Below are 22760 nucleotides of genomic sequence, written 5' to 3' on the forward strand. Positions count from 1 at the left end.
GCCCCCCACCCCACCCCATCCCCTGCGCAAAGGAGCCCCCGCATGAGCACGCTCGCCTTCAAGGTCCTCGACCTCGACTTCCCGGCCGGCAGCAAGAACAAGACAGCCACCCTCGTCACCGGCGAAAACGAGGCGCTGCTGGTCGACGCCGCCTTCACCCGCGCCGACGGCCACCGCCTCGCCGCCGAGATCCTCGACTCCGGCAAGAAGCTCACCACCGTCTTCGTCAGCCACGCCGACCCCGACTTCTACTTCGGCGCCGAGGTGATCGCCGACGCCTTCCCCGACGCGACGTTCCTCGCCACCCCACTCGTCATCGAGCACATCCGGCACTCCTACGAAGGCAAGCTCAAGGCATGGGCGGCCCTCGGCCCCAACCTCCCCACCCGCCTGGTCGACCTCACCCCACTGACCGGCGACCTCACCCTGGAAGGCCACACCTTCCAGCTCAAGGGCGGCCCGGCCGCCCTGCCCGACCGCCACTACCTCTGGCAGGCCGAGCACCGCGCACTCCTCGGCGGCGTCCTGCTCTTCCAGCAGGAACACGTCTGGGTCGCCGACACCCCCACCCCGGACGACCGCGCATCCTGGGTCGACCTGCTGGACGAAATGACCGCCCTGAAACCGGAGTTGGTCGTCCCCGGCCACCGCCTGCCCGGCACCGCCGCCGACGCCTCCGCCATCACCGCCACCCGCGACTACCTCCTCGCCTTCGAGGAGGAACTCGGCAAGGCGACCGACGGCGCCGCGCTCACCGAGGCACTGGTCAAGCGCTACCCCGACAACGGCATGCTGATCGCCGCCCAGATCGGGGCGAAGGTCGCCAAGGGCGAGATGAAGTGGGGCTGACCATGACCGAGTTCGACACATCCACGGCACCTGCGGATGTCGTACGCCGCCAGTACCTGGCCTCCGCCGCCGGTGACCTCGAAGCCCTCCGCGCCACCCTCGCCCCCGACGTGGAGTGGACGGAGATGGCCGGCTTCCCCCTCGCCGGCACCTACCGCACCCCCGACGCGGTCACCTCCCACGTGATGGAGAACCTCGGCCAGGACTGGGACGACTGGACCGCCCACGACGACACCTACGTCGTCGACGGCGAGAACATCGTCGTCCTGGCCCGCTACACCGCCGTCAACAAGTCCACCGCCAAGCCGATCGACGTCCGCGTCGCGCACCACTTCGTCGTACGCGGCGGACTCATCGTGCGCTTCGAGCAGTTCGTCGACACCGCACTCGTCCGCGACGCCATGACCCGCTGAGCGAACGGGAGTTCTCTGCTGCTCAGTCGGCCGCCCGGCGCCGGGACAGCTGCCCCTCCTCCACGTCGAGCCCCAACTCCCCACGTTCCGCGTCGAGTTGGATCAGCTTGTCGTGGTCGGAGGTGCCCGGCTCGGCGAAGAACACGACGAGCCGCTGCTTGTGGCTGTGCTCCAGCGGCATCGACTCGTAGCCGAGGTGGAGGTCGCCGACCTCGGGGTGGTGGAAGGTCTTGGGGTCCGGGGCGTGCGGTTTGACGTCGAAGCGGTTCCACAGGTCGGCGAAGTCCGGGCTCTTCGCCAGGAGTTCGCCGACCAGGTCGGCCAGGTCCGGGGCATCCGGTTCGGTGCCTGCCAGGGCGCGCAGCCGGCCGACGCAGGCACGGGCCTGCTCGTCCCAGTCGTCGAGTACGTCGCGGGCGAGGGGGTGGAGGAAGGCGTAGCGGGCGAAGTTCCGCCGCGGCGGCGGCCAGTCGGCCAGGCCGGCGAAGAGCCGGAGCGCGCCGGGGTTGAAGGCGAGCAGGTCCAGGGTGCGGCTGACGACGTAGGCCGCGTTCGGGCGCACGGATTCAAGGAGCGCCAGCAGCTGTGGTCTCACGGTGTGGCCGGGTGCGGGCGGCGCTACGGGGGCGTAGGCGGCACGGGAAGCGAGCTCGCGCAGGTGCCCGTGCTCGGACGCGTCCAGGAGCAGGGCGCGGGCGAGGGCGTCGACGACCGTGGGACCGGGGCGGGTCTCCTTGCCGCGTTCCAGGCGTACGTAGTAGTCGATGCTGATCCCGGCGAGTGTGGCCAGCTCCTCGCGGCGCAGGCCCGGCGTGCGGCGCGGGCCGGGGGCTGCGGTCAGCCCGGCCCGCTCGGGGGTGACCTGCGCACGGCGGGCGCGCAGATAGGCACCGAGGTCGCTCGTGGCACCGGTTGGGTGGCCCTTGGACTTCTCCGTTGCGCGCTCCATGCGTCTATTTTGCCCGCTCTTGAAGGGATGTGGGCCGCCTGCCGGGGTCGGGAACGGTCATGTCCAGCAGGAGCAGGGCGTCGTGGTCGGGGGTGCCGGGTTCGGCGGCGTAGGCGACGAGGCGCTGGCCCGGTGTGCCGTCCAGGTCCATGGACTGGGCGGCCAGGGTGACGTCGCCGACCTGTGGGTGGTGGAACGTCTTGTGGGTGGCCTTGCGGCCCGTGACGTCGTAGCGGTCCCACAGCCTGGCGAAGTCGGGGCTCTTGAGGACGAGTTCGCCGACGAGGGTGGTCAGGTCGGGGGCGTCGGGGGCGGTGCCGGCCAGGGCGCGCAGCCGGGCGATGCAGGCGCGTGTCTGGATGTCCCAGTCGGGGAACAGCTCGCGGGCCGCGGGGTGCAGGAAGAGATAGCGGGCGAGGTTGCGCTGGGTGGCGGGCCAGTCGTCGAGGCCCGCGTACAGGGCGAGGCCGCCGGGGTTGAAGGCGAGCAGGTCCATGCTGCGGCTGACGACGTACGCCGGGTTCGGACGCATCGCATCGAGCAGCAGCTTCAGGTGCGGGCGCACCGTCCGGCTCGGGGCGGGCGGCGGCTCGGGGGCGTACCGCGCGGCGCGGACGGCCAGTTCGCGCAGGTGCTGGTGTTCGGCGTCGTCCAACTGCAGGGCGCGGGCGAGGGCGTCGACGACGGAGGGACTGGGCCGGGTCTCCTTGCCGCGTTCCAGGCGTACGTAGTAGTCGATGCTGACCCCGGCGAGCGTGGCCAGCTCCTCGCGGCGCAGGCCCGGCGTGCGGCGCAGGCCAGTGCCTGCCTTGAGGCCGACCTGTTCGGGTGCCGTCTGTGTGCGGCGGGCACGCAGGAACCGGCCCAGCTCGGCGCCGCCGTCACTGCTCTGCTCAGCTGCCATGCCCTTCAGTGTCACACCGCTCTGACCTGCGCGGCAGGGATGTGAGGGGCCCTGTCACTACCCGGCTCGCCACCCCCTGGCACGGCTCGGCCTGCCACCGGCGGCGAAAGAGCGCGAAGGTGAATTCCGGCGGGCTTCGCACCGGTCGCGTATGGACCTACCTCCCGCCCGTGTTCGAGCGTCGCCCGGCATCCGGCCCGTGCTTGCTCCACACCCGCGTCCCGCTCGAAAGGCACCCCTCATGCAGAGCGTCACCCTGAACAACGGTGTCGACATGCCGATCCTCGGCTTCGGCGTCTTCCAGATCCCGGCGGAGCAGACCGAACAGGCCGTCGCCGAGGCCCTCGCGGCCGGCTACCGGCTGCTCGACACGGCCGCCTCCTACGAGAACGAGGAGGCCGTCGGCCGCGCCATCAAGAACAGCGGCGTACCGCGCGAGGACCTGTTCGTCACCACCAAGTTGTACGTCCAGGACGCACCGGCCGAGGAGAACACCAGGCGGGCGTTCGAGACGTCGCTGGCCAAGCTCGGCCTGGACCACGTCGACCTGTATCTGATGCACCAGCCCTACGGCGATGTGTACGGCCAGTGGCGTGCCATGGAGGCGCTGAACCGAGAGGGCCTGGCCAAGGCCATCGGTGTCGCCAACTTCTACCCCGACCGGCTCCTCGATCTGATCATCAACAACGAGATCACCCCGGCGGTCAACCAGATCGAGACCCACCCCTTCTTCCAACGCGCCGACTACCAGGATCTGATGCGCGAGCACGGGGTCCGGATCCAGTCCTGGGGCGGGTTCGCCGAGGGCAGGAACGACCTGTTCACCAACCCGCTGCTGAGTGAGATCGGCAAGCAGCACGACAAGTCCGTGGCCCAAGTGGTTCTGCGCTGGCTGGTCCAGCGGGACGTCGTCGCGATTCCCAAGTCGGTCCGGCCCGAGCGCATGGCGGAGAACCTCGACGTCTTCGGCTTCGAGCTCACCGACGAACAGATGTCGGCCATCGCCACCCTGGACACTGGCGCCTCGCTGTTCTTCGACCACCGCGACCCGGCGATGGTCCAGTGGCTCAGCGCGCGACGCGTGAACGGCTGAGCGAGCACCGGCGATGAGTCGTACCCCTCGCCGCGCGGTGCTCCGCGGCCTGCTCACAGGAGGAACCGTCATGACGGCCGGTGCCGCGATCGGCGCTTGTTCCGCCTCACCTGCCTCACCCCGACCGGACGAATCCGAGTCAGCCGCACGGTCCGGCACACGCACACCGGGTGCCCGCACCGTCCTGCTGGCCTACTTCTCCCGGCCGGGTGAGAACTACTACAACGGCGGCCGCCGGACCATCGAGATCGGCAACACCGAGGTCCTGGCCCGGATGATCGCGGACCGGATCGACTGCGACGTCCACCGCATCCGGGCCGCGGACCCCTACCCGTCCGGCTACGACGCGACGGTCCGACGCAACGTCCGCGAGCAGGACACCGACGCACGTCCGGCCGTCGCCAACCCGCTGGCCGCCATCGGCCGTTACGACACGATCCTGCTCGGCAGCCCCGTCTGGAACGTCCGCGCCCCCATGATCATGACGACGTTCACCGAAGCCCTCGACTTCCGCGGCAGGGCCGTCGTCCCGTTCACCACCCACGCGATGAGCGGCCTGGGCACCATCGCACGCGACTACGCCGCCTCCTGCCCCGGCGCGACGATCGCCGAGGGCCTCGCGGTACGCGGCGAGGAAGTCCGGGACGCCGCTGCCGCCGTCGACGCCTGGCTGCGGCGCATCGGACTGCCCGCCGCGTGACCGGACACAGGACCTTCGGCCGGGACGGGGGCCCCGCCGGTCACCGCTGCTGACGGGTCGGACGGAACAGGATCTCGTTGACGTCGACTTCCTGGGGCTGGCTCATGGCGAACTCCACGCAGCGGGCGAAGCTGTCCGCGGGGATGGCGTAGTCCTGGTAGAGGCCGGCGACCGCCTCCGCGACGCCTTCGGCCTTGACCGAGGCGGGCAGTTCGGTGTCCACCGCGCCGGGCGAGATGACCGTGGTGCGGATGTCGTACGGCTTGACCTCCTGGCGCAGTGCCTCGGAGATGACGCGCACGGAGTACTTGGTCGCCGAGTAGATCGCTCCGCCGGGGCTGATGACGTGTCCGGCCACCGACGAGACGTTGATGAAGTGGCCGGACCGCTGCTCCTTGAAGTGCGGCAGGGCCGCCGCGATGCCCCACAGAACGCCCTTGATGTTGACGTCGATGGCCTGTTCCCACTCGTCGAACCGCTCCATCTCCAGTGGGGACAGCGGCATGAGACCGGCGTTGTTGAGCATGACGTCGATGCGGCCGTGCAGGTCGACGGCTCGCTGGACCAGCGCCTTCACCTGCTCGCGGTCGCTAACGTCGGTCCGCACGACCGCCTTGCGGTCAAGGCCGAGTTCGTCGGCGAGTTCCTCCAGCCGCTCCAGACGGCGGGCTCCGAGCACGACCTTGGCACCGCATGCGGTCAAGTGCCGGGCGGTCGCCGCGCCAAGTCCGCTGCTGGCGCCCGTGATGACGACGACTTTGCCGGTGATGTTCTCCACGATGGGCCTCCCTGAGAAGCGGTCAGGCGGGCCGGACGGCTTCCAATTCCTGCCGTACGGCTGCGGGTTCGGCGTCGAGCGGCATGTTGGCGCTGTCCAGGGCGGCGTCGAGGGAGCCGGGCGCATCGGCGGTGAGGCCGGCGAACAGCGGGTCGAGGTCGGAGGGGGCGGGCCCCTGCTCGGCGACGAGTTCGAGGGTCTTGTGGTCGGCCTCGGGCGAGGTGAGCGCGGAGACGAGGACCTGGGCGATCTGCCGACGGGAGATGACGCCGTCGGCAGGGCTGCCGGCGTGCCGGGTGTCGCCCTGAAGCATCGTCAGGGCGAGCTGGCCGGGAGCGTTGTAGTCGAACCAGCCCGGGCGGACGATCGTGTACGGACGCCCACTGGCGCGGACCAGGCGTTCCCCGCGGCGCTTCCACGCGTGGGCGTCGGTGATCATGTCGTCGCAGACCGTGCCGTCGGTGTTCCTGGGGCGGCCCGTGACGCCGATCGCGGTCATCAGCGAGATCCGGGCCGGCTGGTCGCCCAGTGCCGCCAGGGTGTTGCGGCCGGCCCCGTAGTCGATGCGTTCCGCCTGGCCGGGCCCACCGTGGGAGCCGTGGGTGAAGACCACGGCGTCGATGCCGTCGACGGCCTCCTTGAGGGAGTCGGCATCGGTGAGGTCCCCGCCGACGAGCCGAGCGGCCTCAGGCAGCACGGCCCGGGCGCGCCCGGGATCGCGGACGAGGGCTTTCACCTGGTGGCCCTGTTCGAGGGCTTCGGCGACGACGAGGGTGCCGACGCTGCCGGTGGCGCCGACGACCAGGACGGTCAGAGGGGTGGGGCGGGTCATGGCGGAGGCTCTTCCGTGACGTGAGGACGGGAGTCAGCGGTACGTCGGTGTGCTGAGTCGATGTGCAGAGGGGAGGCGTCGGCGAACTGCACCGCCTGCACAGCGACTTCACGCCTCGGGAATCTCGATGCCGTAGGCCTCAAGGGTGATGGCGTCCGGCTCCGGACCACCACGTACGCCGGTGTCGAGCGCGTCGATCGCGGCGAGCTGCTCGGTGGTCAGCTCGAAGTCGAAGACGTCGAAGTTCTCGGCGATACGGGCGGGCTTGACCGACTTCGGGATCGCGGAGCGGCCCTCCTGCAGATGCCAGCGCAGCATCACCTGCGCGGCCGACTTGCCGTGCCGCCCGGCGATCTCCAGCAGGACCGGGTCGTCAAAGGTCCGCTTCTCGCCGCCGCGGTAGGAGGTGATGCCGCCGATGGGCGACCACGCCTGGGTCAGGATGCCGTGCCGGCCGTGCAGGCGCTGCAGCGCGGTCTGCTGGAAGTAGGGGTGGACCTCGATCTGGTTGACCACGGGCACGGCGGACGTCTCGGCCAGCAGCCGTTCCAGGTGCTCGGGCATGAAGTTGCTGACGCCGATGGCCCGTACCCGGCCGTCGGCGAGCAGCTTCTCCAGCGCCCGGTAGGCGTCGAGGGTGCGCTCGAAGGCGGAGGGCAGGGGCTGGTGGAGCAGCAGCAGGTCGAGCTGGTCGACGCCGAGCTTGCCCGCGCTCTTGTCGAAGGCGTGCAGCGCGCTGTCGTAGCCGTAGTCGCTGATCCACAGCTTCGTCTCGATGAATACCTCGTCGCGGGCCAGGCCGGAGCGGCGGATGCCCTCGCCGACCTCCCGCTCGTTGCCGTAGGCGGCGGCCGTGTCGATGTGGCGGTAGCCGACGCGCAGGGCCTCCTCGACCGAGGCGGTCGTGACATCGGGCGGTGTCTGGAAGACGCCGAGCCCGAGAGCGGGCATCTCCACACCGTTGCTGAGAGTGATCGTGAGGGGGGACATGTTTCGACGATAGGCAGGCGTCCGACGCCCCCGCATCTCATCTGAGGGGCCCTGTCACTACCCCGCATCCCACACCCCCGCACAACCCGGCCTGGAACACCCGCCGCTCCGCTCCCACGCTGAGAGCTCGAAGGATCACGTCACCAGGAGAGTCCCGATGACCAGCACGCAGGCGCCCGCTCCGGGCAGCGCCGCCACCACTCCGGCCGACCGGGGCAGGACCGCCGCCCCCGCCTTCGCGCTCGGTGCCGCACTGCTCGGCTTCTTCGTCATCACCCTGGACGCGCTGATCGTCAGCGTGGCCCTGCCCACCGTCGGCGCCGATCTCGGCGGTGGTATGACCGGGCTGCAGTGGGTCGTCGACGGCTACACCCTGGTGCTCGCCGCGCTGCTGCTGTCCGCCGGGTCCGTCTCGGACCGGATCGGCGCCCGGCAGGCGTTCGGCGTGGGCATGGGGCTGTTCCTGATCGCCTCGGCGGCCTGCGGCCTGGCGCCCACGCTGCCCGTCCTGGTCGCGGCCCGCCTGGTCCAGGGCGCGGGCGCGGCGGTCATGATGCCCGCCACCCTCGCCCTGATCCGCGAGGCGTACCCGGACGCCGCCCAGCGCGCTCGCGCCCTCGGGTTCTGGGCGCTGGGCGGCTCGGTCGGCTCGGCGGCGGGACCGCTGCTCGGCGGTGCGCTCAGCGCCGTGGACTGGCGGTGGATCTTCTTCATCAACCTGCCGGTCGGCGCCGTGGCCCTGGCACTGCTCACCCGCGTGGCCCGCTCCCCGCGGCGGCCCGTGCCCTTCGACTGGACCGGCCAGCTCAGCGCGGTCCTGGCGATGGGCGGTGTGACGTACGCGCTGATCGAGGGCGGCGAGTACGGCTTCAGCGACACCCCGGTGATCGCCGCCTTCGCGGTCGCGGCACTGTCCCTCACGGTGTTCCTGCGCTCCCAGGCCCGCGGCCGCCACCCGATGCTGCCGCTCGCCTTCTTCCGCTCCCGCCCGGTGACCGTCACCCTGCTGGCCGGGTTCACCCTCAACATCGGCTTCTACGGCCTGACGTTCCTGCTCAGCCTCTACTTCCAGCAGCTGCGCGGCCTGTCCGCGCTCGCCACCGGCATCGCGTTTCTGCCGATGACGCTGCTGACCGGCGTCGTGGCCCTCCAAACTGCCCGACTGGTACGGAAGTTCGGCGCCCGGCTCGTCATGACCGCCGGAATGTGGATCATGGCGGCGGGCCTGCTGCTCCTGTTCTTCCTGCCCGGGACGACCCCCGTCCGGCTGGTCGCGGTCCTGATGATCCCGGTCTCACTCGGCGGCGCCCTCGCCGTACCCGCGATGACCGGACTGATGCTGGAGAGCGTGCGGCCGGAGCAGGCGGGCCTGGCCAGCGGCGCCCTCAACACCTCCCGCCAGTTCGGCGGGGCCCTCGCCGTCGCCGTCTTCGGCGCCCTGATCGCCGACCGGGCCGACTTCCTGCACGGCATGCGCGTCAGCCTGTTCATCGGCGCGGCACTGCTGGTGGCGACCGCCACGGCCGGCGGACTGCTGCTCAGGCCGACGGCGAGCCGGTGATCCGGCGGATCAGAGCAGGGACTCGGCAGAGATGGGCAGCTCGCCCTGGCCTACGACGCCTGCCACTGCGGCGAGAGCGACGGCAAGCCGCGCTTGGACGAGGTCCCCGGCGACCGCGTCGAGGACATCCGCTGCGGCGTCGGCTTACTCCCCCATCGCCCGCGAGGCCGTCGACACCATCCAACAGAGCCTCACCCGGGCCGAGCAGAAGAACCACCGGCAGGCCCGGCTGAAAGGCCTGCGACCACCACCCCCGCAGACACGACAAAGACCGCTCTCCCATCGCCGAGAAAACGGCCTCTGACCTGCGACTTCAAAAGTCGGGACGACAGGATTTGAACCTGCGACCCCTTGACCCCCAGTCAAGTGCGCTACCAAGCTGCGCCACGTCCCGTTGCCCGTCTGACCTGGGGTTTCCCCTGGTCGAACGTGCATGGAAACAATACCGCACTCGCGTCGTTGATCGCGCACGCCTTTATCGGGGGCGGCTTCCCGCCGACCCGCCCCGCAGCGCTTGACCTGAAGTTTGGTTGAGGTTGCACGATCGTCCGCATGACCACCACCACGGAACACAGCCGCCCGTACACGCACGGCGACCTGCCCCGGCTCATGAGCCTGATGACCGGCGACGAGAAGCACGGTCCGGCGGCGACCTCGACGCTGGATGTCCTGTGGGTGCTCTACGACCGGGTGCTGCGGGTCGACCCGGAACGCATGGGCGACCCGGAACGGGACCGGTTCCTGCTCTCCAAGGGGCACGGGCCGATGGCGTACTACGCCGTACTGGCCGCGAAGGGATTCGTCCCGGTGGATTGGCTCCCGGACTTCGGCTCGTACGACTCTCCGCTCGGGCACCACCCGGACCGGGTGCTCGTGCCGGGTGTCGAGATCGGCAGTGGGTCGTTGGGGCACGGGCTGCCGATCGGCGTCGGGACGGCACTGGGGCTGCGCGCGCAGGGGCTCGCCGAGCCGCGGGTCTGGGTGCTGGTCGGGGACGCCGAGCTGGACGAGGGCAGCAACCACGAAGCCATCGCCTTCGCCGGGCCCGCCGGACTGGACCGGCTGGGCACCGTCGTCGTCGACAACTCCTCGGCCACTCATGCCCGGCCGGGCGGCATCGCCGCCCGCTTCGAGGCCGCGGGCTGGTCGACGGTGACGGTCGACGGCCGCGATCACGACGCGCTGTACGCAGCCTTCACCGCGCCGCATCCCGGGCGGCCTCATGTGGTCGTGGCCCGGGTGGAGCCCAAGTCCGCCTGATCGTCCGTCCGTTCACCCACCCACTCACCGATGACTCAAGAAGGGCTCCTTCTCCATGGACACCATGCGTGACCGCTTCGCCCCGGTCGTCTCCCGGCTTCTCGACGAGGATCCACGCGTCGCGGTCGTCCTCGCCGAGATCGGCGTGGCCACTCTCGCCGAGGCTCAACTCCGCCACCCGGACCGGGTGATCAACGTCGGGATCCGCGAGCAGCTCCTCGTCGGGGCGGGCGCGGGACTCGCGCTGACCGGGATGCGGCCCGTTCTGCACACCTTCGCGAGTTTCCTCGTCGAGCGGCCCTTCGAGCAGGTCAAGCTGGACCTCGGGCATCAGGGCGTCGGCGCGGTGCTGGTGAGCGCGGCGGCCTCGTTCGACTGGCCCGCCGGCGGGATGACGCACATGGCTCCGGGCGATGTGGCCCTCCTCGACACACTCGACGGCTGGACCGTGCATGTGCCGGGCCACCCGGACGAGGCCGAGACCCTGCTGCGGCACGCGGTCGCCGCGGGCGACGACAAGGTGTACGTACGGCTGTCGGTGCAGTCGAACGCCGACGGTCTCCCGGTCGACGGCGAGCACTTCATAGCCGTCCGCGAGGGCCGCTCCGGTGTGGTCGTCGCGGTCGGGCCGATGCTCGGCGCCGTGCTCGACGCGACGGAGGGCCTCGACGTCACCGTCCTGTATGCCACGACCGTACGGCCTTTCGACGCGCCCGCGTTGCGCCGTGCCACGCGGACGGCCGGGACGGATGTCGTCCTCGTCGAGCCGTATCTCGCCGGCACCTCGACGGCCGCCGCGAACGACGCCCTCGCCGACCGGCCCCACCGGGTACTGGGCCTGGGTGTGTCCCGTCCCGAACTGCGCCGCTACGGCACGGTCGAGGAACACCTGGCCGCCCACGGGCTCGACGCCCGGTCACTGCGCGAACGCATCGCCGGTTTCGTCGGGGGCGGGCGCGCCGGTACGCGGGGCTGAGACCGGCCGGCGCCTACGGAGGCTCAGCCGTCGGACGGCAGGCCCAACTCCGGGTAGGACTCCAGGAGTCGGGGCGGGGCCGCCTGGCGCCAGGAGTCGGCGAGGATGTCACGCAGTTCCTCCTCGCTGTCCAGCGCGGCGAGCCGGGCCCGGACCCAGGCGAAGCCCGCCTCGTGGTCGGCGACCCAGAACTTCTCCGGCTCGGCCAGGACGAGTTCGTCGCGCTCCTCCTTGGGGCAGCGCACGGCGATGGAGGTCTCCTCCTCGGGCAGCGTGACGAACATCTTCCCGGCGACCCGGAACGTGGGCATGCTCCAGGCGATCTTCTCCGTCGTGTCCGGGAGGGAGAGGGCGATACGGCGTACGTCTTCGGCATCCGGCATGACACGCAACATAGCGGCCGACACTGACAATCACCTGGTGGGAGTGCGTACCCCCGCCCCCACCTTCTTGTAGTAGAGCGTCGTCGGCCGCAGCACCCCGCCCGGACTCGCCGCGTAGTCGGGGATCACGCCCGCCCGGGTCCAGCCGGCCGAGTCGTAGAGGTGCTCGGCGGCGCTGTCCGTCTCGGTGTCCAGGTGGAGGAGGGTGATGCCGGCCGCCACCGCCGCGTCCTCCGCGACGGTCAGGAGTCCGCGCCCGAGGCCCTGTCCGCGGGCGTCCCGGTGCACCATCAGTTTGACCAGCTCGGCTCGGTGGCGGCTGTTGGGCTTGTCGGCGAAGGCGAGGCTCACGGTGCCGACGACCCGTTCGCCAACCCTCGCCGCCCATACGGCGAGCCGCCCGGCGCTCACCGCGTCGGCGCGCTCCCGCCACCAGGCGACGGCCGCAGCACGGTCGAGCGGCGCGAGGAATCCGATCGACGCTCCGTCGTGCACCGTGTCGGTCAGCAGGTCCGCCAACTCCTCCGCTACGGAGAGCAGTTGGGGTGCGTCCAGTCGCTCCGTCCTCATCATCCTCACGGCAGCACCACCGCCAGTACGTAGCGGACCCCGTCCGGACCGGCGCAGCGGAACTGTGTCGGGCCCCACACCCGCAGCCGTAGACAGTCGCCGGTGTCGAGATGGTGGTCGGTGTTCCCGGCCGTCACGTCGAGGGTGCCTTCCAGGACCCAGATGTGCTGTTCGAGGCCGGGAACGGGCGGGCGGTCGTAGGCGATGTCGGCGCCCGGCGTCAGTCGTCCCTCGACGAGTTCGCCTCGCAGGCCGGTGTGCGGGGGCGAGACGGAGCGTCGTAGGAAGCCGGAGGTGCGGTCCTCCCACACCGGTTGGTCGGCGGTGCGCAGCAGCGGGGTGGGCTCGGCCTCCACCTCGCTGAGGAGTTGGGACATGGTCCGGCCGTAGACGCCGCACAGGCGGTTGAGGAGGGCGGCGGTGGGGCTGGTCTCGGCGCGTTCGGCACGGGAGAGGGTCGACCGGCTCACTCCGCTGCGTTCCGCCAACTCCCCTAGGGACCAGCCGCGTTGGGCCCGCAGTTCGGCAAGGCGGGCGCCGAGGCGGGCGTCCATGGGGTCCGGAACCTCGTCTTCGTGCTTCATATCCGGGACGGTATCCCGGATATGAGACGGCGAGGTTACGTCCGTGCCACTTCCGCCAGCGCGTCCAGGACCGGGCGGATCAGCGGGTGCTCCTCCGTGCCGCGCCGTACGGCCGCGAAGACCCGGCGGGTCGGCGCCACCCCGTCGACGGGCCGTACGACGACTCCCGTCAGGTCCATGCCGCGCAGGGCGGAGCGCGGAACGAGGGCGACACCCGCGTCGGCAGACGCGAGAGCGACGACGGCTCGGAAGTCGTCCGAAGAGTGCTCCAGGCGGGGCTGGAATCCGGCGTTCTCGCAGGCCAGGACGACGACCTCGTGGCAGGGGTTGCCGGGGTAGGGGCCGATCCACGGGTCCTTGGCCAGTTCGGCGAGGGGGACCTCGTCGGCGCCGGCGAGGCGGTGGGCGAGCGGGACGACCGCGTCGAAGGGCTCGGCGTAGAGCGGGACATGGATCAGGCGCGGGTCGTCGGCGGGCGGGGCGCCGCGGTACTCGACGGCGACCGCGACATCCACCTGCCGGTCCAGCACCATCGGCAGACTGGCGTCGCCCTCGGCGTCCTGGACGCGGATGCGGATGCCGGGCGCGAGCGCAGAGAGTCGGACCACTGCCGGTGCCACGACCTGTGCGATGCCCGTCGCGAACGCGGCGACCGTGACCGTGCCGGCCTCGCCCGAGCTGTAGGCGGCGAGTTCCGCCTCGGCCCGCTCCAGCTGGGCGAGGACGACGTTGGTGTGGCCGAGCAGGATCTCGCCGGCCGGGGTCAGCCGTACCCCCTTGGCGCCGCGCTCGACCAGGCGGTGGCCGGTCTCCTGCTCCAGGGCGGCGAGCTGCTGGGAGACCGCCGAGGGGGTGAGGTACAGCGCGGCGGCTGCCGCCGTCACGGTGCGGTGGTCGGCCACCGCACGGAGGATATGGAGCCGCCGCGCTTCGATCATGGGACCGATTATCGCAATATGTCCGAGACTCCGGACGAACCCGGGCCCGGGACGAACGAATCAGCCCTCCAGCTCCGCCCGCGCCGCCACGAACGCGTCCACCGCCCGGTTCACGTCGTCCGTCGAGTGCGCGGCGGAGAGCTGGACCCGGATACGGGCCTTGTCCTGCGGCACGACCGGGTACGAGAAGCCGATCACGTACACGCCCCGCTCCAGCAGCAGCTCCGCCATCCGGCCGGCCACGGCCGCGTCGCCGATCATCACGGGGGCGATGGCGTGGTCGCCGGGGAGGATGTCGAAGCCCTCCTCGGTCATCCGGCGCCTGAACAGGGCGGTGTTCTCGGCGAGTTGGACGCGCAGGTCGTCCGCCGACTCCAGCAGGTCGAGCACCTTGAGGGAGGCCGCGGCGATCACCGGGGCGAGGGTGTTCGAGAAGAGGTACGGCCGGGAGCGCTGGCGCAGCAGTGCGACGATCTCGGCGCGGGCGGCGACGTAACCGCCGGAGGCGCCGCCGAGCGCCTTGCCGAGGGTGCCGGTGATGATGTCGACGCGGTCCATGACGCCGTGCAGTTCGGGGGTGCCCCGGCCGCCGGGGCCGACGAAACCGACGGCGTGGGAGTCGTCGACCATGACCATCGCGTCGTAGCGGTCGGCGAGGTCGCAGATCTCGCGCAGCGGGGCGACGTAACCGTCCATGGAGAAGACGCCGTCGGTGACGATCAGCTTGCGCCGGGCGCCCGCCGCTTCCTTCAACTGCTGTTCCAGGTCGGCCATGTCACGGTTGGCGTACCGGTAACGGCGGGCCTTGGAGAGACGGATGCCGTCGATGATCGACGCGTGGTTGAGGGCGTCGGAGATGACCGCGTCCTCGGGGCCCAACAGGGTTTCGAAGACACCTCCGTTGGCGTCGAAGCAGGAGGAGTAGAGGATCGTGTCCTCCTGGCCGAGGAAGGAGGACAGGCGCGCCTCAAGTTCCTTGTGGACCTCCTGCGTTCCGCAGATGAAGCGGACCGACGCCATGCCGTAGCCCCAGCGGTCGAGGGCCGCGTGGGCGGCGGCCACGACCTCGGGGTGGTCGGCGAGGCCGAGGTAGTTGTTGGCGCAGAAGTTGAGGACCTCGCCGGGGCGGCCGCCCGAGGTGACGTTCACCGTCGCGGACTGCGGGGAGCCGATCACCCGCTCGGGCTTGTGGAGTCCGGCGGCGCGGATCTCGTCGAGGGTGGCGCCGATGTCGTCGCGCACGGAGTCGAACATGGGGGAAGCTCCTAAAGTTCCTTCGCCGAAAGGGAGTTACGCGGTCCAGTCGAGGATGACCTTGCCGCCGCGTCCGCTCGCCGCGTCCGCGAACGCCGCCTCGAAGTCGCGGTGTCCGTACCGGCCGGTGATCACGGGCGCGAGATCCAGGCCGCCTTCCAGCAGGACCGACATCGCGTACCAGGTCTCGAACATCTCACGGCCGTAGATGCCCTTGATGGTGAGCATCGAGGTGACGATGCGGGACCAGTCGACGGGGAACTCCTGGGAGGGCAGTCCCAGCATGGCGATCCGGCCGCCGTGGGTCATGTTGGCGATCATGTCGCGCATGGCCTCGGGGCGGCCGGACATCTCCAGGCCGATGTCGAAGCCCTCGCGCAGGCCCAACTCCCGCTGGCCGTCCGCGATCTGAGCGTCTGTCACGTTCAGGGCGAGGGTCACGCCGATCTTGCGGGCCAGGGCGAGGCGTTCCTCGCTGACGTCGGTCACCATGATGTTGCGTGCGCCGGCGTGCCGGGCAACGGCCGCCGCCATCAGGCCGATCGGCCCCGCCCCGGTGATGAGGACGTCCTCGCCGACGAGCGGGAACGACAGCGCGGTGTGCACGGCGTTGCCGAACGGGTCGAAGATCGCGGCCACATCGAGGTCGACGGGGACGCGGTGCACCCATACGTTGGCGGCGGGCAGTGTGACGTACTCCGCGAAGGCGCCGTCCCGGCCGACGCCGAGTCCGACCGTGGCACGGCACAGGTGGCGGCGTCCGGCGAGGCAGTTGCGGCACTTGCCGCACACCAAGTGGCCCTCGCCGCTGACCAGTTCACCCACGGCGATGTCGGCGACGTCCCGGCCTGTCCCGACCACCTCGCCGACGAACTCGTGCCCGAGCACGAGCGGTGTGCTGATCGCCTGTTGCGCCCAGCCGTCCCAGGCCCGGATGTGCAGGTCGGTGCCGCAGATCCCGGTGCGCAGCACCTTGATCAGTACGTCGCCGGGTCCGACGGCGGGCTCCGGAACGTCCACGAGCCACAGCCCGGGCTCCGCCTTCTCCTTGACCAGCGCCTTCAACGCTACGGCTCCTGTGCGTGAGGCCCGGGGCCGGGCTCGGTCCGGGCATGCCGGACGAGCCCGTTCCGGGGTGGGGGGTGGATTGTGCTAGCAATCTGCCCTACCGGAGCGCCCGGGTCCATCGAGGTTTTCTTAAGCGGTGTCGCAGCTTTCCTTCACACCTGTCACCCGTCCAGCCGCGACACCTGGTAGTGGGCGATGTACCAGCCGTCGGCCAGCCTCCGCACCAGCACGGCGAGCTTGACGTCGACCGGCGGCCGGTCGGTGAACGTGAACTCCGTGTCCAGGTAACCGAGTACGAGGTCGTCGGCGTAGCGCCGGGTCTCCAGAACCTCGTAGGCGGCCTTCATTCCGAGCGGCTGGGAGGCGTAGTACTCGGCGACGCCCGCCCGGCCGACGCCGTAGGGGTGCAGGCCCTGGAAGATCGCGTCCTCGGTGAAGAGTCGGGCCACCTGCTCCGGCTCGTGGGCGTCGACGGCCGCTTTCCAGGGGTCGAGAACACCGCGCAGGATTTGTTCGTCGTCGTTCCCGCTGTTCATCTCCGTCGACCTTTCTCAGTGACCGGCGCTCATGCCGCCGTCGACATGGAGGATCTCGCCGGTGACGAAGGGAGCGTTCTCCAAGAAGACCACGGCGTCGACGATGTCGCTCACCTCACCCATCCGGCCGACCGGGTGCAGGGCGGAGAGGAAGTCGTGGGTCTCCTCCGCGTGCATCGGCGTCTTGATGGTGCCCGGCGACACGGCGTTGACGCGGATGCCCCGGGTGGCGTACTCGATGGCGAGGGACTTGGTGGCGGACTGGATTCCGCCCTTCGTCAGCGAGGCCAGGACGGAGGGCACGCGAGCGTCCGCGTTGTCGACCATGCTGGTGGTGACGCTGACGATGTGGCCGCCGCCCTGGGTGAGCAGGTGCGGAACGGCCAGCTGGGTGAGCCGGAAGAACCCGGCCAGGTTGATGCCGAGCACGCTCGCGTAGTCGTCGGCCGTGTAGTCCGTGAAGGGCTTGGCGACGAAGACGCCCGCGTTGTTGACCACGGTGTCGATCCGGCCGAACCGCTCGATCGCGGCGGCCACGACCCGCTCGGCGGTGGCCGGGTCGGCGATGTCGCCCTGGACGGTCAGGATGTCCGCGTCGTCGGCGGGGGCGATGGTGCGCGAGGTGGCGACGACGGCGTGGCCGAGCTTGCGGTAGGCGTCGACGACGCCCGCTCCGATGCCCTGCGAGGCGCCGGTGACGATCGCGACCTTCTGCTGCTGCGTGCTCATGGTGACCTTCTCCGATGTAGTGGTACTTGGCTGGGCGCTTCCGGTCGAGTTACTAGCCGACCGGTCGCCTATTCGTGAAGGTAGGTGATCTGGCGCAGTGAAAGCAAAGGTCAGATGGGCTTTCTCCAGGACCGGAATCCTCGCTGCTGGGAGGCCTGGCCTCCCAGTCCACGTCAGCGGTGCGGGTCGCCCGCCGGCAGCCAGGCGTCGGGGGCGCGCAGCCCGAGGTCGCCGACGCCGTCGCACAGCGCGTCCACGACGGCGAGGACGGCGGCTCGCGTCTCGTCCTCGCGCCACACCAGGGACCAGGTCCAGTGGACCGACGGTCCGGCGACCTCTCGTCGTACGAGGTCGGGCGGGAGCGGAGTGGTCTGTCCCTTGGGCGAGTTGACGACCGGGCGGCGGCTGCGGCGGACGTGGTCGAAGAAGGCGGGGCCGGTGATCCCGCCGTCGGAGATCGCCACCGCGTGCGCCCCGGTGTCGTGGGCCAGTTCCTCGGCGTAGACGTTCCAGGACGACCAGGACTGGGTGTCGTCGTCGAGGAGGACGGACGTGTCCCGGGCGCGTACGTCACCGGTGTCGGTGCCCGTGGCCACCGCGTACAGCCGGTCGGCGCCGAGGAGGCGGGCCCGCAGTCCGTGCCGTTTCAGATCCTCGTCCCGTACCCAGCACACCGCGAGGTCCAGGCTGCCGTCCGCGACCCGGGCGGCCTGGGTGTGCGAGGGCGCGATCCAGGCGTCCACATGGACCTGGGCCACACCCGCGGTGCGCGCGGTCAGGTCCGCGGGGAGCCAGTTGACGTAGCCGAGCCGGACCGCCTCCGAGCCCGCGAGCCGGCCGGCCCGGCGCCGGAGGTCGTCGGCGCGCTCCAGCAGGGCGCGGGTGTGCGGGAGCAGGGCGGCACCGGCGGGGGTGAGCGAGACCGAGCGGCGGTCGCGGTCGAAGAGCCGTACGCCCAGATCGCGTTCGAGGGCCTTGATCTGCTGGGAGAGGGAGGGTCCCGCGATCAGGAGGCGGTCGGCGGCCCGGCCGAAGTTCAGCTCCTCGGCGACGGCGACGAAGTACTTCAGTTGGCGCAGCTCCACCCCCGTCATGCTACGCGGGCTGGGAGGCCGGAACTCTCAGCAGGGAGCGAGCCCGTCGTGGCGCCCGCGCCGGTCCCGGGCCACGATGAGGGCATGGAGACCCGGCACCCTGTCGCCTGGCCGGGCGGGCCCGAACGGAGCGAGGTCATGCGAGAGTTCCTGGTCGAGATCACCACCACCGTCCCGGAGGGCACCCCGCCGGAGGAGGTCGACCGGCGCCGCGCCGCCGAGGCCGTCCGCTCCCGCGAACTGGCCGCGACCGGCCACCTGGGACGGCTGTGGCGCCCGGTCGGCGAACGGCGCAGCATCGGCATCTGGCTCGCCGACGACGAGGACCAGCTCCACGAGAAGGTGCTCGGCACGCTGCCCCTCGCCCCGTGGATGACCTTCGCCGTCACCCCGCTGGAACCGCACCCGAACGACCCCGGCCATGCGGAGTAACTCCCCCTGCTTGTAAGGGATTTGTCTGTCATGAGCCCCAGCGCTCCGGTCCCCTCGGCCCGGACGGAGGGCCCCTTCCTGTCGCCCTGGGCGCATGTCGCACGGGTCGCCGCGGCGCTCGCGGCGGGCATGGGGGTCGGTCGCTTCGTCTACACCCCGATCCTCCCGCTGATGCACGACCGGGCGGGCCTGTCCACCGGCGCCGGCGCCCACCTGGCCACCGCCAACTACGTCGGCTACCTCGTCGGCGCGCTCGCGGGCACCCTCTCCCCCGCCCTGGTCCGCTCCCGCGCGACCCTGCGCGGCGCGCTCGTCCTGCTGATCGGCACGCTGGCCGCGATGCCCGCCACACAGCACACCGGGGTGTGGCTCACGCTGCGACTGCTGGCGGGCGTGGCGAGCGCGCTGATCTTCGTCGTCGCGGTCAACTCGCTCCTCGGCCACCTCCGGGACCACCCGCCGCATCTGCCCGGCTGGGGCTTCGGCGGTGTCGGCGCCGGGATCGCGCTCTCCGGCCTCCTGGTCCTCGCCCTGCGCCCGATCGCGGACTGGCGGACGGCGTGGTGGGCAGCGGCCGCGCTCACCGTCGCCCTGACGGCGGCCTCGTGGAATCTACGGCCGGAGGTGGCAGCCGCGACTGTGTCTGCCCCGGCTGTGTCTGCCGCACCTGTGTCTGCGGCGCACATGTCGACGGGGCCCATGTCGGCCACCCACATGTCGGCCGAGCGCGTGCCGTCCGGACATACGTCGACCGCGCACGTGTCGACAGACCACGTGTCGTCCGCCCACATACCGTCCGGGCACGGGACGCCAGACCACATGTCGTCCGCGCACATGCCGGAAGCCGCTACGGCGACGGTCGACCGCCGTTTCGTCGCCCTGTTCGTCAGCTACAGCCTGGAGGGGGTCGGGTACATCGTCGCCGGGACGTTCCTGGTCGCCGCGATCGCGCAGGGCTCCCCCGGCTGCGGGCCGGCTTCCCGCACCACGCGGTGGCGGTACGACAGTCGGTGCCGGAGCAGGAACGGCGGACCGCGCCCACCGACGCGGGCCGCTGATCAAGCGGGGTGGGCCCGAGCAGGACACGGCAGTCGACCCACAGGAGGGCTCAGCCACCCGGCCGGATCGACGGACCGCACCCACCGACGCCGACCGCTGTTCAAGCGGCGCTCGCCCCCAACAGGGCGCGGCAGTTGGCCCAGAGGGGGGTCAGCCGACCGGTGTTGTTGTAGAGCTTGGCGAACATCACCTGGCCCTCCAACTGCGCGACGACGGACCGTGCCGCCTCCCCGGTGTCCGTGACGGTGACGTCGCCGCGGTCGCGGGCCTCGGTGACGACCGCGTCGACCATCTCGACCTGGGCGTCGAAGATCTCCTGGAGCCGGGTGCGGACGGCCTCGGTCTGGTTGCTCATCTCCAGGCTGAGGTTGCCGAACAGGCAGCCCAGTACGGTGCCGCAGCCCTGTTGTCCGGTGCGCAGGCCCGCCTCCGTCTCCTCGAACAACCGCCGCAGCCGCTCCAGCGGTTCGGCGTCCCCGCCGAGGACACGGGTCCAGTCCCGCCGCTGCTCCGCCCAGTGCTCGTCGACGACGGCCAGCGCGAGGGCCTCCTTCGACTCGTAGAAGTAGTAGAAGCTGCCCTTCGGCACCCCGGCCGCCCGGCAGATCTCGGCCACTCCCAGCGCCGAGTAGCCGCGCGCCTCGAAGAGCGAGCGCCCGGCGGCGAGGATCTTCTCTCCGGCATCACTGGTCCTACCCATACGGCAACTATACGACCGGTCGGCTATGAGCCACTCAGCCCCTCCAGCCGGGCCACCAGTTCCGCCGCGGTCGACTTGATCGTCTCCAGCCCCGGCCTCCCCCACGGCCGCGGCTCCGTGTCGACGACACACACGGTGCCGAGCACCATCCCCGTGGAGTCGATGAGCGGCGCCCCCAGGTAGGACCGGATGCCGAACTCGTCGACGACCGGATTCCCCGCGAACCGCGGATAGTCGCAGACATCCTCAAGAACCAGCGCCTTGCGTCGGACCACCACATGGGGGCAGAACCCATATTCACGCGCCAACTGCCGACCCACCTCGGGCTTGGCATGCTCCCCTCCCTTGGCGGCCCGGGGCAGCCTCGCACCGCCAGGAGTGTGCAGACCGGCGAAGAACTGCCGGTTCTCGTCAATGAAGTTGACCATGGCGTACGGCGCCCCGGTGAGCTCGGCGAGATGGTCCGCGAAGGCGTCGAGCGCCGGGTCCGAGTGCTTGCCCAGGCCCAACCCCCGCAGCCGCCGCACCCGTTGGGGCGCCTCCTTGTCCTCGGGCGTGAGCAGCAGACGACCGGCCGGACGCGGCGGGTCGTAGCTCATGGGCGTACTCCGTCCCTGTGGACGTATGTCATAGACGAACTCCGTGAAGGGTGTGCGGGGATCACATGTGGGCACCATGGCTCGGCGCGTGCGCCGGGGCGTGCTCGATGAGATGGCGTACGAGGGTCAGCAGGGTCTGCACCCCGGAACTGGAGATCCGCGCGTCGCAGCGCACGACCGGGATCCCGGGGTCGAGATCTATGGCGGCCCGCACCTCCTCGGGGTCGTAGCGGTAGGAGCCGTCGAACTGGTTGATCGCGATGATGAATCCGAGGCCGCGCTGCTCGAAGAAGTCGACGGCGGCGAAGCACTCCTCCAGGCGGCGGGTGTCGGCGAGGATGACCGCGCCGAGCGCGCCCTCGGACAACTCGTCCCACATGAACCAGAACCGCTCCTGTCCGGGCGTGCCGAACAGATAGAGCACGTGTTCCGGGTCGAGGGTGATCCGGCCGAAGTCCATCGCCACGGTCGTCTCGACCTTGTTCTCGATGCCTTCGAGATCGTCGGTCGCGGCACTGACCGTGGTGAGCAACTCCTCCGTGCTGAGCGGCGCGATCTCGCTCACCGCGCCGACGAAGGTCGTCTTGCCGACGCCGAAGCCGCCCGCCACCAGGATCTTCAGCGCGGTGGGGAAGGGATCGTGGCCGCTCACGTAGTCAGAGCTGTCGTCGTAGTCCATCGAGCACTGCCTCCAGAAGAGACCGGTCAGTGGGGTTGTGGTGGAACTCGGGCGGCTTGGTGGTCAGCGCTCCGCAGTCGACCAGGTCCGACAGCAGCACCTTGGTGACCACCGCCGGCAGCTTCAGGTGGGCGGCGACCTCGGCGACCGAGACGGGCGCGCGGCACAGGTCGAGCGCCTGCGCGTGCTCGGGGCCGAGATAGCCGAGGGGGGTGGAACCGGTGGCCATCACCTGCGACAGGAGGTCGAGCGCGATGGACGGCCGGGTACGGCCGTTGCTGACCGTGAAGGGGCGCACAAGACGTCCGGCCGCGTCGTCCAACCAAGGCCCGTCGCCGGCCGTCGCCACGCTCAAGGCCTCATCGCAGGGGATTCGACGGCGTGCTGGCGGGGCGCGGTCACGAGGTAGGGGCGGACGCTCTTGACCAGCATCGCCATCTCGTAGCCCAGCACGGCGGCGTCGGCCTCGCGGCCGGCCAGCACGGCGAGACAGGTGCCGGAGCCGGCGGTGGTCACGAACAGCAGCGTCGAGTCGAGCTCGACGACGACCTGCCGGACGTCCCCGCCGTCACCGAAGCGGACGCCCGCGCTCCGGCCGAGGGAGTACAGGCCGGAGGCCAGGGCCGCCATGTGGTCGGCACTGTCGGGGTCGAGCCCGTGGACCGACTTCACGAGGCCGTCGCAGGAGAGCAGTACCGCGCTGGTGGTGTGCGGTACGCGCTGCACGAGGCCGCTCATCAGCCAGTCGAGATCGGATACATGGCCGGTCGGCGCGTCGCTCGCCATGGTGGATCGACTCCTTGGGGTACGAAGGTCTGCGGGAGCGCGGG

The 22760-nt window shown here is 70.9% G+C and carries 27 protein-coding genes, 1 tRNA gene and 1 pseudogene; 9 read left to right on the forward strand and 20 right to left on the reverse strand.

From position 1 onward, the window contains the following. Positions 1 to 42 precede the first annotated feature (42 nt). Both JHN45_RS10275 and JHN45_RS10280 read left to right on the forward strand, forming a co-directional pair. A complete protein-coding gene (locus tag JHN45_RS10275; protein WP_201048780.1) occupies positions 43 to 849 on the forward strand; it encodes an MBL fold metallo-hydrolase in 807 nt (268 codons plus the stop codon). A 2-nt stretch (positions 850 to 851) separates the two neighbouring features. Then, positions 852 to 1262: a nuclear transport factor 2 family protein gene (locus JHN45_RS10280; protein WP_201048781.1), complete on the forward strand. Its 411-nt coding sequence runs from the start codon at positions 852 to 854 to the stop codon at positions 1260 to 1262. 22 nt (positions 1263 to 1284) lie between these two features. Here JHN45_RS10280 and JHN45_RS10285 read toward each other — a convergent pair whose 3' ends face one another. Together JHN45_RS10285 and JHN45_RS10290 are read right to left on the reverse strand one after the other, a co-directional pair. Then, a complete protein-coding gene (locus tag JHN45_RS10285) occupies positions 1285 to 2211 on the reverse strand; it encodes a helix-turn-helix transcriptional regulator (protein ID WP_200712952.1) in 927 nt (308 codons plus the stop codon). 4 nt (positions 2212 to 2215) lie between these two features. Then, the gene (locus JHN45_RS10290; protein WP_201048782.1) at positions 2216 to 3115 is read right to left on the reverse strand and encodes a helix-turn-helix transcriptional regulator; all 900 of its coding nucleotides are present in this window, start codon (positions 3113 to 3115) and stop codon (positions 2216 to 2218) included. Between the two features lie 241 nt (positions 3116 to 3356). On the opposite strand from JHN45_RS10290, the gene JHN45_RS10295 reads away from it, so the two are divergent. Both JHN45_RS10295 and JHN45_RS10300 read left to right on the forward strand, forming a co-directional pair. Further along, the gene (locus JHN45_RS10295) at positions 3357 to 4208 is read left to right on the forward strand and encodes an aldo/keto reductase (RefSeq protein ID WP_200712950.1); all 852 of its coding nucleotides are present in this window, start codon (positions 3357 to 3359) and stop codon (positions 4206 to 4208) included. Between the two features lie 70 nt (positions 4209 to 4278). After that, positions 4279 to 4908 carry a flavodoxin gene (locus JHN45_RS10300; protein WP_200712949.1) on the forward strand — a complete coding sequence of 210 codons (630 nt, stop codon included), beginning with the start codon at positions 4279 to 4281 and terminating at the stop codon, positions 4906 to 4908. A 40-nt stretch (positions 4909 to 4948) separates the two neighbouring features. On the opposite strand, the gene JHN45_RS10305 is transcribed toward JHN45_RS10300, so the two are convergent. The 3 genes from JHN45_RS10305 to JHN45_RS10315 all read right to left on the reverse strand — a co-directional run bounded on the left by JHN45_RS10305 (position 4949) and on the right by JHN45_RS10315 (position 7508). Further along, positions 4949 to 5686 (reverse strand): SDR family oxidoreductase, encoded by a 738-nt coding sequence (locus JHN45_RS10305; RefSeq protein WP_307783069.1) that lies wholly within the window; start codon positions 5684 to 5686, stop codon positions 4949 to 4951. A gap of 22 nt (positions 5687 to 5708) precedes the next feature. Further along, positions 5709 to 6518, reverse strand: a complete 810-nt coding sequence (locus JHN45_RS10310) for an SDR family oxidoreductase (protein ID WP_201048784.1) — start codon at positions 6516 to 6518, stop codon at positions 5709 to 5711. 108 nt (positions 6519 to 6626) lie between these two features. Continuing rightward, positions 6627 to 7508, reverse strand: coding sequence for an aldo/keto reductase (locus JHN45_RS10315; protein WP_201048785.1), 882 nt, complete (start codon positions 7506 to 7508; stop codon positions 6627 to 6629). 157 nt (positions 7509 to 7665) lie between these two features. Here JHN45_RS10315 and JHN45_RS10320 point away from each other — a divergent pair, with 157 nt between their 5' ends. Beyond that, positions 7666 to 9069 carry an MFS transporter gene (locus tag JHN45_RS10320; RefSeq protein WP_201048786.1) on the forward strand — a complete coding sequence of 468 codons (1404 nt, stop codon included), beginning with the start codon at positions 7666 to 7668 and terminating at the stop codon, positions 9067 to 9069. A 320-nt stretch (positions 9070 to 9389) separates the two neighbouring features. Here the strand turns inward: JHN45_RS10320 and JHN45_RS10325 are convergent. After that, a tRNA-Pro gene (locus JHN45_RS10325) sits at positions 9390 to 9463 on the reverse strand. Positions 9464 to 9621: 158 nt separating this feature from the next. Between JHN45_RS10325 and JHN45_RS10330 the strand changes: the two genes are divergently transcribed. Next, positions 9622 to 10329 carry a transketolase gene (locus JHN45_RS10330; RefSeq protein ID WP_201048787.1) on the forward strand — a complete coding sequence of 236 codons (708 nt, stop codon included), beginning with the start codon at positions 9622 to 9624 and terminating at the stop codon, positions 10327 to 10329. A 55-nt stretch (positions 10330 to 10384) separates the two neighbouring features. Next, positions 10385 to 11305, forward strand: coding sequence for a transketolase family protein (locus JHN45_RS10335; protein WP_201048788.1), 921 nt, complete (start codon positions 10385 to 10387; stop codon positions 11303 to 11305). 23 nt (positions 11306 to 11328) lie between these two features. Here JHN45_RS10335 and JHN45_RS10340 read toward each other — a convergent pair whose 3' ends face one another. The 9 genes from JHN45_RS10340 to JHN45_RS10380 form a co-directional block, all read right to left on the reverse strand. After that, entirely contained in the window at positions 11329 to 11688 is a 360-nt protein-coding gene (locus JHN45_RS10340; protein ID WP_200708942.1) for an MmcQ/YjbR family DNA-binding protein, read from the reverse strand. Positions 11689 to 11718: 30 nt separating this feature from the next. Next, complete coding sequence (locus JHN45_RS10345; RefSeq protein WP_201048813.1) at positions 11719 to 12258, reverse strand: GNAT family N-acetyltransferase; 540 nt, start codon at positions 12256 to 12258, stop codon at positions 11719 to 11721. Between the two features lie 5 nt (positions 12259 to 12263). Beyond that, positions 12264 to 12842 (reverse strand): helix-turn-helix domain-containing protein, encoded by a 579-nt coding sequence (locus tag JHN45_RS10350; RefSeq protein WP_201048789.1) that lies wholly within the window; start codon positions 12840 to 12842, stop codon positions 12264 to 12266. Between the two features lie 35 nt (positions 12843 to 12877). Next, complete coding sequence (locus JHN45_RS10355; protein ID WP_201048790.1) at positions 12878 to 13780, reverse strand: LysR family transcriptional regulator; 903 nt, start codon at positions 13778 to 13780, stop codon at positions 12878 to 12880. A gap of 60 nt (positions 13781 to 13840) precedes the next feature. Then, positions 13841 to 15034 carry a glycine C-acetyltransferase gene (locus JHN45_RS10360; protein WP_201048791.1) on the reverse strand — a complete coding sequence of 398 codons (1194 nt, stop codon included), beginning with the start codon at positions 15032 to 15034 and terminating at the stop codon, positions 13841 to 13843. 36 nt (positions 15035 to 15070) lie between these two features. Beyond that, on the reverse strand, positions 15071 to 16099 hold the full coding sequence (gene tdh / locus JHN45_RS10365) for an L-threonine 3-dehydrogenase (protein ID WP_201048792.1): 1029 nt from the start codon (positions 16097 to 16099) through the stop codon (positions 15071 to 15073). A gap of 164 nt (positions 16100 to 16263) precedes the next feature. Then, the gene (locus tag JHN45_RS10370) at positions 16264 to 16638 is read right to left on the reverse strand and encodes an SgcJ/EcaC family oxidoreductase (protein ID WP_201048793.1); all 375 of its coding nucleotides are present in this window, start codon (positions 16636 to 16638) and stop codon (positions 16264 to 16266) included. Between the two features lie 15 nt (positions 16639 to 16653). After that, entirely contained in the window at positions 16654 to 17367 is a 714-nt protein-coding gene (locus JHN45_RS10375) for an SDR family NAD(P)-dependent oxidoreductase (protein WP_201048794.1), read from the reverse strand. 173 nt (positions 17368 to 17540) lie between these two features. Beyond that, complete coding sequence (locus JHN45_RS10380) at positions 17541 to 18461, reverse strand: LysR family transcriptional regulator (RefSeq protein WP_200708949.1); 921 nt, start codon at positions 18459 to 18461, stop codon at positions 17541 to 17543. Between the two features lie 138 nt (positions 18462 to 18599). Here JHN45_RS10380 and JHN45_RS10385 point away from each other — a divergent pair, with 138 nt between their 5' ends. Together JHN45_RS10385 and JHN45_RS52850 are read left to right on the forward strand one after the other, a co-directional pair. After that, positions 18600 to 18893: a muconolactone Delta-isomerase family protein gene (locus JHN45_RS10385; protein ID WP_200708957.1), complete on the forward strand. Its 294-nt coding sequence runs from the start codon at positions 18600 to 18602 to the stop codon at positions 18891 to 18893. Positions 18894 to 18923: 30 nt separating this feature from the next. Continuing rightward, on the forward strand, positions 18924 to 20195 hold the full coding sequence (locus JHN45_RS52850) for a YbfB/YjiJ family MFS transporter (protein WP_236583540.1): 1272 nt from the start codon (positions 18924 to 18926) through the stop codon (positions 20193 to 20195). Here the strand turns inward: JHN45_RS52850 and JHN45_RS10395 are convergent. The 5 genes and pseudogenes from JHN45_RS10395 to JHN45_RS10415 form a co-directional block, all read right to left on the reverse strand. Further along, positions 20164 to 20652 (reverse strand): annotated as a pseudogene (locus tag JHN45_RS10395) (TetR/AcrR family transcriptional regulator); the annotation flags it as partial. The gene JHN45_RS52850 and the pseudogene JHN45_RS10395 overlap by 32 nt on opposite strands. Positions 20653 to 20675: 23 nt before the next feature. After that, a complete protein-coding gene (locus tag JHN45_RS10400; protein ID WP_201048796.1) occupies positions 20676 to 21251 on the reverse strand; it encodes a GAF domain-containing protein in 576 nt (191 codons plus the stop codon). Positions 21252 to 21312: 61 nt separating this feature from the next. Then, a complete protein-coding gene (locus JHN45_RS10405; RefSeq protein WP_201048797.1) occupies positions 21313 to 21930 on the reverse strand; it encodes an ATP/GTP-binding protein in 618 nt (205 codons plus the stop codon). Next, a complete protein-coding gene (locus JHN45_RS10410) occupies positions 21908 to 22279 on the reverse strand; it encodes a DUF742 domain-containing protein (protein WP_200708959.1) in 372 nt (123 codons plus the stop codon). The genes JHN45_RS10405 and JHN45_RS10410 overlap by 23 nt, the downstream gene beginning before the upstream one ends. 2 nt (positions 22280 to 22281) lie before the next feature. Then, positions 22282 to 22716: a roadblock/LC7 domain-containing protein gene (locus tag JHN45_RS10415; RefSeq protein ID WP_019069670.1), complete on the reverse strand. Its 435-nt coding sequence runs from the start codon at positions 22714 to 22716 to the stop codon at positions 22282 to 22284. Positions 22717 to 22760 lie beyond the last annotated feature (44 nt).

Origin of the sequence: Streptomyces sp. MBT53, from assembly GCF_016654115.1 — a bacterium.
Lineage (GTDB): Bacteria > Actinomycetota > Actinomycetes > Streptomycetales > Streptomycetaceae > Streptomyces.